General features: G+C 62.7%; 11 protein-coding genes. 9 read left to right on the top strand and 2 right to left on the bottom strand.

All coding sequences use genetic code 11. The features are described 5' to 3' along the window. Positions 1–51 precede the first annotated feature (51 nt). Together gbcB and E2H86_RS10565 are read left to right on the top strand one after the other, a co-directional pair. Positions 52–1,152 (top strand): glycine-betaine demethylase subunit GbcB, encoded by a 1,101-nt coding sequence (gene gbcB / locus E2H86_RS10570; RefSeq protein ID WP_133327458.1) that lies wholly within the window; start codon positions 52–54, stop codon positions 1,150–1,152. A gap of 185 nt (positions 1,153–1,337) precedes the next feature. Further along, the gene (locus E2H86_RS10565) at positions 1,338–1,793 is read left to right on the top strand and encodes an REP-associated tyrosine transposase (protein WP_133327456.1); all 456 of its coding nucleotides are present in this window, start codon (positions 1,338–1,340) and stop codon (positions 1,791–1,793) included. 201 nt (positions 1,794–1,994) lie between these two features. Here E2H86_RS10565 and E2H86_RS10555 read toward each other — a convergent pair whose 3' ends face one another. Continuing rightward, positions 1,995–3,620, bottom strand: coding sequence for a methyl-accepting chemotaxis protein (locus tag E2H86_RS10555; protein ID WP_133327452.1), 1,626 nt, complete (start codon positions 3,618–3,620; stop codon positions 1,995–1,997). Positions 3,621–3,898: 278 nt separating this feature from the next. Here E2H86_RS10555 and E2H86_RS10550 point away from each other — a divergent pair, with 278 nt between their 5' ends. Together E2H86_RS10550 and E2H86_RS10545 are read left to right on the top strand one after the other, a co-directional pair. Then, positions 3,899–4,129, top strand: coding sequence for a hypothetical protein (locus E2H86_RS10550; protein ID WP_133327450.1), 231 nt, complete (start codon positions 3,899–3,901; stop codon positions 4,127–4,129). Continuing rightward, positions 4,126–4,428, top strand: coding sequence for a cell division protein ZapA (locus E2H86_RS10545; protein ID WP_133327448.1), 303 nt, complete (start codon positions 4,126–4,128; stop codon positions 4,426–4,428). Before E2H86_RS10550 ends, E2H86_RS10545 begins: the two co-directional genes overlap by 4 nt. Before the next feature lie 37 nt (positions 4,429–4,465). Here E2H86_RS10545 and E2H86_RS10540 read toward each other — a convergent pair whose 3' ends face one another. Further along, positions 4,466–5,506, bottom strand: a complete 1,041-nt coding sequence (locus E2H86_RS10540) for a threonine aldolase family protein (RefSeq protein ID WP_133327446.1) — start codon at positions 5,504–5,506, stop codon at positions 4,466–4,468. Positions 5,507–5,817: 311 nt separating this feature from the next. Between E2H86_RS10540 and E2H86_RS10535 the strand changes: the two genes are divergently transcribed. The 5 genes from E2H86_RS10535 (at position 5,818) to E2H86_RS10515 (ending at position 12,463) form a co-directional block, all read left to right on the top strand. Next, positions 5,818–7,071, top strand: coding sequence for a serine hydroxymethyltransferase (locus E2H86_RS10535; protein WP_051095439.1), 1,254 nt, complete (start codon positions 5,818–5,820; stop codon positions 7,069–7,071). Between the two features lie 15 nt (positions 7,072–7,086). After that, positions 7,087–8,337 carry a sarcosine oxidase subunit beta family protein gene (locus E2H86_RS10530; RefSeq protein WP_133327444.1) on the top strand — a complete coding sequence of 417 codons (1,251 nt, stop codon included), beginning with the start codon at positions 7,087–7,089 and terminating at the stop codon, positions 8,335–8,337. Between the two features lie 14 nt (positions 8,338–8,351). Continuing rightward, on the top strand, positions 8,352–8,687 hold the full coding sequence (locus tag E2H86_RS10525) for a sarcosine oxidase subunit delta (protein WP_133327442.1): 336 nt from the start codon (positions 8,352–8,354) through the stop codon (positions 8,685–8,687). Continuing rightward, positions 8,684–11,701 carry a sarcosine oxidase subunit alpha gene (locus E2H86_RS10520; protein ID WP_133327440.1) on the top strand — a complete coding sequence of 1,006 codons (3,018 nt, stop codon included), beginning with the start codon at positions 8,684–8,686 and terminating at the stop codon, positions 11,699–11,701. Before E2H86_RS10525 ends, E2H86_RS10520 begins: the two co-directional genes overlap by 4 nt. A gap of 129 nt (positions 11,702–11,830) precedes the next feature. Next, on the top strand, positions 11,831–12,463 hold the full coding sequence (locus E2H86_RS10515) for a sarcosine oxidase subunit gamma (protein ID WP_133327438.1): 633 nt from the start codon (positions 11,831–11,833) through the stop codon (positions 12,461–12,463). Positions 12,464–12,471: the final 8 nt, after the last annotated feature.

The raw sequence follows: 12,471 nt of genomic DNA, 5'->3' as shown, positions 1-12,471 counted from the left end.
GCGCATCATCACAGCCAGAAAAAGGCCAATCGTTGGCTGCTGGAGAAGAACATGTCCGATACATTCCTCAATCCGGTCACTACCCAGACCTGGGCCAACGGCCGCCACATCGTGCGCTGCGTCAAGGTCATCCAGGAGACCTGGGACGTGCGCACCTTCTGCTTCATGGCCGACCAGCCGATCATGTTCTTCTTCAAGCCAGGGCAGTTCGTGACCCTGGAGCTGGAGATCGAAGGCAAGCCGGTGATGCGCTCCTACACCATTTCCAGCTCGCCGTCGGTGCCCTACAGCTTCTCCATCACGGTCAAGCGGGTACCTGGCGGGCAGGTCTCGAACTTCCTCCACGACACCATGCATGAAGGCCTCGAGGTGCCGGTGCACGGGCCGGTAGGGTTGTTCAACGCCATCGACTTCCCGGCCGGCAAGGTGCTGTATCTTTCCGGCGGTGTCGGCATCACTCCAGTGATGTCGATGGCGCGCTGGTTCTACGACACCAACGCCAACGTCGACATGGTCTTCGTGCACAGTGCCCGTTCGCCCAAGGACATCATCTATCACCGCGAGCTGGAGCAGATGGCTTCGCGCATCCCCAACTTCAGCCTGCACATCATTTGCGAAAAGCACGGGCTGGGCGAACCCTGGGCGGGCTATCGTGGCTACCTGAACCAGCGGTTGATGGAGCTGATCGCCCCTGACTACATGGAACGCACCATCTTCTGCTGTGGCCCGACCCCGTACATGACGGCGGTCAAGCGCATGCTCGAGGCGGTCGGCTTCGACATGAACAACTACCACGAGGAGTCGTTCGGCGCGACGCCTGCAGAAGCCAAGGCCGACGCGGTGGAACATGCCGAGCAGGCTGCCGACGCGCCGGAAGTGGACGTCTCCGAACTCAACCTGGTGGAATTCATCGGCAGCGAGAAGAGCATCCGTATCGCCCCCGGCGAAACGGTGCACGCGGCGGCTGCCAAAGTCGGCCTGATGATTCCCAAGGCCTGCGGCATGGGCATCTGCGGCACCTGCAAGGTGCTCAAGCTTGGCGGCGAAGTGGAGATGGAGCACAACGGCGGCATCACCGAGGAAGACGAAGCCGAGGGTTACATCCTGTCGTGCTGCAGCGTGCCGAAGGGGGATGTGCGGATCGATTACTGATCCTGGGATGCATGGGGCTGCTTCGCAGCCCATTCGTGGGGAAAATCGGGACGCCGAACCGCCGCTCCCACAGGAATTGCGCTGAGCCTGTGGGAGAGTCTGCCAACATCCAGAAAACATTCTCCGTCTCATGTCGTTGATCCCTCGGCTAGGGTCTATCCCGTGCTTTGATTCAGGGACATCACATGGACCGTGCCCAATCCTGCCTTCTACGCCGTGGTCGTTTCTCCCAGCCAGGTGGTATTTACCTGCTGACCACGGTAACTCACCAGCGAAAGCAGATCTTCACCCAGCTCCAACTCGCTCGCAGCGTCATCCAGCAATTCAGGCTGGCTGAAATCGATGGACTTTGTCACTCCCTGGCGTGGGTGGTGATGCCTGACCATGTGCATTGGTTGATCGAATTGCGAGACGCCACCCTTTGCTGCTTGATGCGCAGGTTCAAGTCACGCAGCAGTCATGCGCTGTATCGGCAAGGCATGCGCCGCGAAAGAATATGGCAGCCGGGCTATCAGGACCGGGCATTGCGTCGGGAAGAGAGCGTGTTGAAAGTTGCGAGGTACATCGTTGCCAACCCAATAAGAGCCGGATTGGTTGGCCGGGCAGGCGACTATTCGCATTGGGATGCTGTTTGGCTCTGATGACGCCTTCATGGGGCAAGTCGGAGCGCCGAAAACTGTGGCCTGTGGGAGCGGGCTTGTCCCGCGAATGGGGCGACGCGGTGGATGGCACCGGCTTCGCCGGTGTTCGCGGGACAAGCCCGCTCCCACAGATTTCGGCTAAATCAATGAGTTGTGTTTTGTTCTGCGGATGGGCCGCAAAGCGGCCCCGGCGTTCTCGGATCAGGTCCGGAACCGCGCCACCAAGCCATTCAGGTCGACCGCCAGGCGCGACAGCTCGGCACTCGCCGCGCTGGTCTGATGCGCGCCGGTCGCGCTCTGCACCGACAGGTCGTTGATGTTCACCAGGTTGCGGTCCACCTCCCGCGCCACCTGGGCCTGCTCTTCCGCCGCACTGGCGATCACCAGATTGCGTTCGTTGATCTGCGCCACTGCCCCGGCAATGGTATCCAGTGCCATACCGGCACCCTTGGCGATGTTCAGGGTCGATTCGGCGCGCTCGGTGCTGGTGCGCATCGACGCGACTGCCTCCTCGGTGCCGCCCTGGATGCTGCCGATCATGCGCTCGATTTCGCTGGTCGACTGCTGGGTGCGGTGAGCCAATGCTCGTACTTCGTCAGCCACCACGGCGAAGCCACGGCCTGCCTCGCCTGCCCGTGCCGCTTCGATTGCCGCGTTCAGAGCCAGCAGGTTGGTTTGGTCGGCCAAACCGCGGATCACGTCCAGCACCTTGCCGATGTCGCGCGACTGCTCGGCCAGATGGGTGATCAACTTGGACGTGCCCTGCACGTCTTCGCTCATGCGTTCGATGGCGCCGACCGTTTCCATGACCAGGTCACGTCCGTCGCCGGCCGAGCGGCTGGCTTCGCTGGACGCTTCCGAGGTGCTGACGGCGTTGCGTGCGACTTCTTCCACGGCACTGGTCATTTCGGTGACCGCAGTGGCGGCCTGCTCGATTTCATTGTTCTGCTGTTGCAGGCCGCGGGCGCTTTCGTCGGTGACCGCGTTGAGCTCCTCGGCAGCGGAGGCCAGCTGGGTGGCCGAACCGGAAATCTGGTGCAGGGTCTCGCGCAACTTGTCCTGCATGCGGGCCATGGCACGCAGCAGGCGTGCAGCTTCGTCGGTGCCGTCTGCGCTGATGCTGTGCGTCAGGTCGCCATCGGCGATCTGCTCCGCAGCTTTGAGCGCGTCGTCGATCGGCTTGACGATGCTGCGGGTCAGCAGGAAGGCGCAGAGGAGGGTCAGCACTGTGGCGGCCACCAGCAGGCCGATGACCAAGGCAAAGGCGGCGTTGTACTGGCTGGCCGCCGTGGCGTTGGTTTCGCGGGTCTGATCGGTGTTGATCCGCACCAGGTTGTCCATCACCTGGTTGATTTGCTCGGAGTTTGCCTGCACTTCGGTGTTGATCAGCGCGCGCAGCTCTTCAAGCTTGTCGGCCTGGCTCAAACTGCGCATGCGCGATTCGAGCTGGCGGTACTGGGTGAGCAAATGCTCGTATTGGTCGTAGGCCGCCCGCTCATCGCTGGCGACGATCAGCGGCTCGTAGGTGCGTCGGGCTGTGTCGATCTGGCCGTTACGCTGCTCCATCAGCTTGAGGATATCCTGCTGGCTCTGCGCCTCACGGTTGAGCAGCAGGCGGAAGGACAAAGTGCGCAGACGCAGGTTCAGTGCGTTCAACTCGTCCAGGGCCTTGATGCTCGGCACGCTGATCTGCTCGATGGTGACACCAGCCTGTCGGATGTTGCCCATCTGCATGAGCGAGAAGATACCAAGGCCAAGCATCAGCACGCCGATCAAGGCAAACCCCAGCAGCGCACGCGGGGCGATATTCATGTTGCGTAAGGACATGGAAAGGAATCCAGGCAATGGAGAGGGAACGCGATCCATGCGACGAAATGAGACCCAACTCGCTATCGGTCGGGGGCGTCGAGTCTTGAGGCTCTGGCGGATGAAAATAGGAGGCAGCTATCCAAATACTCGACCAGCGGTTGACCAAGGTCGGAACAAGGTGGCGTTGAGCCTGTCAATCTGCGCAGGCTTTTGCCTTGAGAATCCGATATTTAATGGCGGGGGTTCGCGCTTTTCTTTATCGTGTGCGCCCTTTGCAACAACCGAGACCTGCCCCCATGTTGGAAGCCTCCCTGAATCAACTCGAGCAACTGGTCAGCGACCTGATGCACAAGAACGCTCAACTCACCGAGCAGAACACCGCCCTCGGCCAGGAACTGGCCCAGGCCAAGGAAGAAAACGAAAACCTGCAGCTGTCGTTGATGGAGCAGGAAGAGAAGCACGGTGCCACCGCCGCGCGTATCCAGGCGCTGGTCGAGCGCGCCAGTGCAGGCGTCGTCGGCGCATGAGACTGCAAGCGCAGCCGATCAATGTCGTGTCGATCCTGGGCAGCGACTATTCGATCAAGGCGCCTGAAGGTCAGGAGGAAACCCTGGCGCAGGCGGTGCGGATGCTCAACACCGCCCTGGCTGAAACCAAGCGTCAGTATCCGACGCTGATTGGCGACAAGTTGTTGGTGCTGGCGGCCCTGAACCTGTGTTCGAAACAGGTGGAGCTGCAGAAGGAACACCAGCAGACCCTCGAGCGTACCCAGGCTCAGATCGATGCCACGGTAGACGCCATCGTTCGGACCATCGCCGAGTCCTGATCGATAGCCGGGAGCGCATAGCGCCCCCGGCAAACTTTCAGGTGCCGAGGATGCTGCGGATATCCGCCGCCAGCTCCCGCACCCGTGCCTCTTGGGTATCCCACGAGCACATGAACCGCGCACCGCCGCTACCGATGAAGGTATAGAAGCGCCAACCCTTGCCGCGCAATGCGTCCAAGGCGGCCTCCGGCATTTGCAGGAACACCCCGTTGGCTTCCACCGGGAACATCAGCTCGACCCCGGGCAAGCCTTTCACCAACGACGCCAGCAGTTGCGCGCAGTGGTTGGCATGCGCGGCATGGCGCAACCAGGCGTCGCCTTCGAGCAGGCCGACCCAAGGCGCCGATAGAAAGCGCATCTTCGACGCCAGTTGTCCTGCCTGTTTGCAGCGATAGTCGAAATCCTCGGCCAGGGAGCGGTTGAAGAACAGGATTGCCTCGCCCACCGCCATGCCGTTCTTGGTGCCTCCGAAGCACAGCACATCGACGCCCGACTTCCAGGTCAGCTCCGCCGGAGTGCAGCCAAGGAAGGAGCAGGCATTGCTGAACCGAGCGCCGTCCATGTGCAGGTTCAAGCCCAGATCCTTGCAGGTGGCGCTGATCGCCTTGAGCTCGTCGGGACGGTACACGGTCCCCACTTCGGTAGCCTGGGTGAGGGTCACAACACGTGGCTTGGGGTAGTGGATGTCCTGACGTTTGAGCGCTACTTCGCGGATCGATTGCGGCGTCAACTTACCGTGGGTGCTGGCGGCGGTGAGCAGTTTCGAGCCGTTGGAGAAGAACTCCGGCGCGCCGCATTCGTCGGTTTCGACGTGGGCCGTCTCGGAACAGATCACGCTGTGATAGCTCTGGCACAGCGAGGCCAGGGCCAGCGAGTTGGCGGCGGTACCGTTGAAGGCGAAGAACACCTCGCAGTCGGTTTCGAACAATTGCCGGAAGTACTCGGCAGCACGCTCGGTCCACTGGTCCTCGCCATAGGCGCGCTCATGGCCGTGGTTGGCCTTTTCCATGGCCGCCCAGGCTTCCGGGCAGATACCGGAATAGTTGTCGCTGGCGAATTGTTGGTTGTTGTCGGTCATCACGGCGGTCCTTTATACGACGCAGAACCGCACTCTAAACCATCGATTCGGCGGTTGCCTATACAAGCTGTGGATCTGTGCCGGCCTCTTCGCGGGCAAGCCCGCTCCCACAGGTACACCACTGATTTCGAGATCAGTAGGGGCCTGTGGGAGCGGGCTTGCCCGCGAAGAAGCCAACACCGCAACGAATGTCGTAAACGCGCCATTGCAAGGCGTGCGCAGGCATCTGACCCACCCCGGCCAGTCATACCATCGCCACAAAGGGCCACAGTGCCCCACGACAAAAAACGATCGCTGCCGGGAGATACACGATGTTCAGCAAGCAAGACCAGATCCAGGGTTACGACGATGCACTGCTGGCGGCGATGAATGCCGAAGAACAGCGTCAGGAAGATCACATCGAACTGATCGCCTCGGAAAACTACACCAGCAAGCGCGTGATGCAGGCCCAGGGCAGCGGCCTGACCAACAAGTACGCCGAAGGCTACCCAGGCAAGCGCTACTATGGCGGTTGCGAGCACGTCGACAAGGTCGAGGCGCTGGCCATCGAGCGTGCCAAGCAGTTGTTCGGCGCCGACTACGCCAACGTCCAGCCGCACTCCGGCTCCTCGGCCAACGGCGCCGTCTACCTGGCCCTGCTGCAGGCCGGCGACACCATCCTGGGCATGAGCCTGGCCCACGGTGGCCACCTCACCCACGGCGCCAAGGTGTCGTCCTCGGGCAAACTGTACAACGCCGTTCAATACGGTATCGACACCAATACCGGCCTGATCGACTACGATGAAGTCGAGCGTCTGGCTGTCGAGCACAAGCCGAAGATGATCGTCGCTGGCTTCTCGGCCTACTCCAAGACCCTCGACTTCCCACGCTTCCGCGCCATCGCCGACAAGGTCGGTGCGCTGCTGTTCGTCGACATGGCCCACGTTGCCGGCCTGGTCGCCGCTGGCCTGTACCCGAACCCGATCCCGTTCGCCGACGTCGTCACCACCACCACCCACAAGACCCTGCGCGGCCCACGTGGCGGCCTGATCCTGGCCAAGGCCAACGAAGAGATCGAGAAAAAGCTCAACGCCGCGGTGTTCCCTGGCGCCCAGGGCGGCCCGCTGATGCACGTGATCGCCGCCAAGGCGGTGTGCTTCAAGGAAGCGCTGGAGCCTGAGTTCAAGGCCTATCAGCAGCAGGTCATCGAAAATGCCCAGGCCATGGCCCAGGTGTTCGTCGACCGTGGCTACGACGTGGTCTCCGGTGGCACTGACAACCACCTGTTCCTGGTCAGCCTGATCCGTCAGGGCCTGACCGGCAAAGATGCCGACGCCGCCCTGGGCCGCGCGCACATCACCGTCAACAAGAACGCCGTGCCGAACGATCCGCAGTCGCCGTTCGTCACCTCTGGTCTGCGTATCGGTACGCCAGCCGTTACCACCCGTGGTTTCAAGGTCGCCCAGTGCGTGGCCCTGGCCGGCTGGATCTGCGACATCCTCGACAACCTCGGTGACGCCGACGTCGAAGCCGATGTGGCGAAGAACGTCGCCGCACTGTGCGCAGACTTCCCTGTTTACCGCTGAGTGGAGTAAACGACAATGCAACGCTATTCGGGCTTCGGCCTCTTCAAACACTCCCTCAGCCACCACGAGAACTGGCAGCGCATGTGGCGCACGCCGACCCCTAAGAAGGTCTACGACGTGGTCATCGTCGGTGGTGGCGGTCATGGCCTGGCCACGGCCTACTACCTGGCCAAGGAGCACGGCATCACCAACGTCGCGGTGATCGAGAAGGGTTACCTGGGCGGCGGCAACACCGCCCGTAACACCACCATCGTGCGTTCCAACTACCTGTGGGACGAGTCGGCGCACCTGTACGAGCACGCCATGAAATTGTGGGAAGGCCTGTCCCAGGACCTCAACTACAACGTGATGTTCTCCCAGCGTGGCGTCTACAACCTGTGCCACACCTTGCAAGACATGCGTGACTCCGAACGCCGAGTCTCCGCCAACCGCCTCAACGGCGTCGATGGCGAGCTGCTCAACACCGCTCAGGTCGCGGCCGAGATCCCCTACCTGGACTGCTCGAAGAACACCCGTTATCCGATCCTCGGCGCCACCGTCCAGCGCCGCGGCGGCGTAGCCCGTCACGACGCCGTGGCCTGGGGCTTCGCCCGTGCTGCCGACGCCCTGGGTGTCGACCTGATCCAGCAGACCGAAGTGATCGGCTTCCGCAAGGAAAACGGCGCGGTCATCGGTGTCGAAACCAACAAGGGCTTCATCGGTGCCAAGCGCGTCGGCGTGGTCACCGCCGGTAACTCCGGGCACATGGCCAAGCTGGCTGGCTTCCGCCTGCCGCTGGAATCGCACCCGCTGCAAGCCCTGGTGTCCGAGCCGATCAAGCCGATCATCGACAGCGTGATCATGTCCAACGCCGTACACGGTTACATCAGCCAGTCCGACAAGGGCGACCTGGTGATCGGTGCCGGTATCGACAGCTGGGTCGGCTACGGCCAACGGGGTTCCTACCCGGTCATCGAGCACACCCTGCAGGCGATCGTCGAGATGTTCCCGAACCTGTCGCGCGTACGCATGAACCGTCAGTGGGGCGGCATCGTCGACACCACCCCGGACGCCTGCCCGATCATTTCCAAGACGCCGGTCAAGAACATGTTCTTCAACTGCGGCTGGGGTACTGGTGGCTTCAAGGCTACCCCAGGCTCGGGCAACGTCTTCGCGGCGAGCCTGGCCAAGGGCGAGATGCACCCGCTGGCCGCGCCTTTCTCCATCGACCGTTTCTACAACGGCGCGCTGATCGACGAACACGGCGCCGCTGCCGTCGCCCACTAACCGGAGACACTGTCATGTTGCAAATTTTCTGTCCCCATTGCGGCGAGCTGCGCTCCGAAGAAGAGTTCCACGCCTCTGGCCAGGCCCACATCGCCCGCCCGCTGGACCCTAATGCCTGCTCCGACGAGGAGTGGGGCACCTACATGTTCTTCCGCGACAACCCGCGCGGTATTCACCACGAACTGTGGGACCACGTCGCCGGCTGCCGTCAGTACTTCAACGTCACCCGTGACACCGTGACCTACGAAATTCTGGAAACCTACAAGATTGGCGAGAAGCCGCAGGTGACCGCAGGCGGCAAGTCCAGCAGCGCACCGTCGACCGTCAAAGGCCAAGGGGAAAAAGTATGAGCCAGACCTATCGCCTCGCCAGCGGCGGCCGTATCGACCGCAGCAAGGTCCTGAACTTCACCTTCAACGGCAAGAGCTACCAGGGCTATGCCGGTGACAGCCTGGCCGCCGCATTGCTGGCCAACGGCGTCGACATCGTTGGCCGTAGCTTCAAGTACTCGCGTCCACGCGGCATCATCGCTGCCGGTACCGAAGAGCCGAATGCCATCCTGCAGATCGGCTCCAGCGAAGCCACCCAGATCCCCAACGTGCGTGCCACTCAGCAGGCGCTTTACGCAGGCCTGGTCGCCACCAGCACCAACGGCTGGCCGAACGTCAACAACGACGTCATGGGCATCCTCGGCAAGGTCGGTGGCAGCATGATGCCGCCGGGCTTCTACTACAAAACCTTCATGTACCCGAAATCGTTCTGGATGACTTACGAGAAGTACATCCGTAAGGCGGCAGGCCTTGGCCGTGCGCCGCTGCAGAACGACCCGGACAGCTACGACTACATGAACCAGCACTGCGACGTGCTGATCGTCGGTGCTGGCCCTGCCGGCCTGGCTGCTGCACTGTCGGCCGCCCGTAGCGGTGCCCGTGTGATCCTGGCCGACGAACAGGAAGAGTTCGGCGGCAGCCTGCTCGACACCCGTGAGACCCTCGACGGCAAGCCTGCGACCGATTGGGTCAACGCCGTGGTCAAAGAGCTGGAAAGCCTGCCGGAAGTGACCCTGCTGCCCCGTGCCACGGTCAACGGCTACCACGACCATAACTTCCTGACCATCCACGAGCGTCTCACCGACCACCTCGGCGACCGCGCACCGATCGGCCAGGTCCGCCACCGTGTACACCGCGTACGTGCCAAGCGCGTGGTGCTGGCCGCTGGCGCCCACGAGCGTCCGCTGGTCTACGGCAACAACGACGTGCCGGGCAACATGCTGGCCGGTGCCGTGTCCACCTACGTGCGCCGCTACGGCGTGGCGCCGGGCCGCAAACTGGTGCTGTCGACCAACAACGACCATGCCTACCGCGCCGCATTGGACTGGCACGACGCCGGCCTGCAAGTGGTCGCCATCGCTGACGCCCGCCACAATCCGCGCGGTTCGCTGGTCGAGGAGGCCCGTGCCAAGGGCATTCGCATCCTCACTTCCAGCGCTGTGATCGAGGCCAAAGGCAGCAAGCACGTCACCGGCGCCCGTGTGGCCGCCATCGATGTGCAGGCGCACACCGTCACCAGCCCAGGCGAAACCCTCGACTGCGACCTGATCGCCACCTCCGGTGGTTACAGCCCGATCGTCCACCTTGCCTCGCACCTGGGCGGTCGCCCGGTATGGCGGGAAGACATCCTTGGCTTCGTGCCGGGCGATGCTCCGCAAAAACGTGAGTGCGTAGGCGGCGTCAATGGCGTGTACGCCTTGGGCGACGTGATTGCCGATGGTTTCGAAGGCGGCGCCCGTGCAGCCACCGAAGCCGGTTTCAAGGCCAGCGTCGGCACCCTGCCGAAAACCGTTGCCCGCAAGGAAGAGGCCACTGTGGCGCTGTTCCAGGTGCCGCACGACAAAGGCACCGCCCGTGCGCCCAAGCAGTTCGTCGACCAACAGAACGACGTCACCGCTGCCGCCATCGAACTGGCCACCCGCGAAGGCTTCGAATCGGTCGAGCACGTCAAGCGCTATACCGCGCTGGGCTTCGGTACCGACCAGGGCAAGCTGGGCAATATCAACGGCCTGGCCATCGCCGCCCGCTCGATCGGCATCACCATTCCGGAAATGGGCACCACCATGTTCCGCCCCAACTACACGCCGGTGACCTTCGGCGCGGTAGCGGGTCGTCACTGTGGCCACCTGTTCGAGCCCGTGCGCTTCACCGCCCTGCATGCCTGGCACGTGAAGAACGGCGCCGAGTTCGAAGACGTCGGTCAGTGGAAACGTCCGTGGTACTTCCCGAAAGCCGGCGAAGACATCCATGCTGCCGTTGCCCGTGAATGCAAGGCCGTGCGTGACAGCGTGGGCTTCCTGGACGCCTCGACCCTGGGCAAGATCGACATCCAGGGTCCGGATGCCCGCGAGTTCCTCAACCGCATCTACACCAATGCCTGGACCAAGCTCGACGTGGGCAAGGCCCGCTACGGCCTGATGTGCAAGGAAGACGGCATGGTCTTCGACGACGGCGTGACCGCCTGCGTCGGCGACAATCACTTCATCATGACCACCACCACCGGCGGCGCTGCACGTGTGCTGCAGTGGCTGGAGCTGTACCACCAGACCGAATGGCCGGAGATGAAGGTGTACTTCACCTCGGTCACCGACCACTGGGCGACCATGACCCTGTCCGGCCCGAACAGCCGCAAGCTGCTGAGCGAGCTGACCGACATCGACATGGACAAAGAAGCCTTCCCATTCATGACCTGGAAGGAAGGCAACGTCGGTGGCGTGCCGGCCCGTGTGTTCCGAATCTCGTTCACCGGTGAGCTGTCTTACGAAATCAACGTCCAGGCCAACTACGCCATGGGCGTGCTGGAACAGATCATCGAGGCCGGCAAGAAGTACAACCTGACCCCGTACGGCACCGAGACCATGCACGTGCTGCGCGCAGAGAAGGGCTTCATCATCGTCGGTCAGGACACCGACGGTTCGATGACGCCGGACGACCTGAACATGAGCTGGTGCGTCGGTCGCAACAAGCCATTCTCGTGGATTGGCCTGCGTGGCATGAACCGCGAAGACTGTGTGCGCGAGAACCGCAAGCAGCTGGTAGGCCTCAAGCCTGTGGATCCGACCAAATGGCTGCCGGAAGGCGCCCAACTGGTCTTCGATCCGAAGCAGCCGATCCCGATGGACATGGTCGGCCACGTCACCTCCAGCTACGCGGCCAACTCCCTGGGCTATTCGTTCGCCATGGGTGTGGTCAAGGGCGGCCTCAAGCGCATGGGCGAGCGGGTCTACTCGCCGCAGGCCGATGGCAGCGTGATCGAGGCGGAAATCGTGTCTTCGGTGTTCTTCGATCCGAAGGGTGAGCGGCAGAACGTTTAAGGCCCATAGATCGGTCCCGTTGGAATGCAAACCCTGTGGGAGCGGGCTTGTCCCGCGAATGCGATGGCGAATTCAACGCCCTCTTCGCGGGACAAGCCCGCTCCCACCCGAATTCAAGGCAGGTAAGAAATGAGCGCTATCAACGTCTTCCAGCAAAACCCCGGTGCCGAAGCCAAGGCCCAGTCGCCGCTGCACCACGCCGACCTGGCCAGCCTGGTTGGCAAAGGTCGCAAGAACGCAGGCGTGACCCTGCGTGAACGCAAGTTCCTCGGCCACTTGACCCTGCGTGGCGACGGCCACGACCCGGAATTCGCCGCAGGCGTGCACAAGGCCCTGGGCCTGGAGCTGCCGGTGGCCCTGACCGTGGTCGCCAACGCCGAAATGTCGCTGCAATGGGTCGGTCCCGACGAGTGGCTGCTGATCGTCCCTGGTGGCCAGGAAGTCGCGGTCGAGCAAAAACTGCGTGCGGCTCTCGAAGGCCAGCACATCCAGGTGGTCAACGTCAGCGGCGGGCAGAGCCTGCTGGAACTGCGCGGGCCGAACGTACGCGACGTGCTGATGAAATCCACCAGCTATGACGTGCACCCGAACAACTTCCCGGTGGGCAAGGCCGTCGGCACCGTGTTCGCCAAGTCGCAACTGGTGATCCGCCGCACTGCCGAAGACACTTGGGAGCTGGTGATCCGTCGCAGCTTCGCCGATTACTGGTGGCTGTGGCTGCAGGACGCTTCCGCCGAGTACGGCCTGAGCATCGAGGCCTGAGGAGAACG

The organism is Pseudomonas putida (assembly GCF_004357765.1).
In the GTDB taxonomy this organism is placed as follows: domain Bacteria; phylum Pseudomonadota; class Gammaproteobacteria; order Pseudomonadales; family Pseudomonadaceae; genus Aquipseudomonas; species Aquipseudomonas putida_U.
This window is presented reverse-complemented; position numbering and strand designations above follow the sequence as displayed.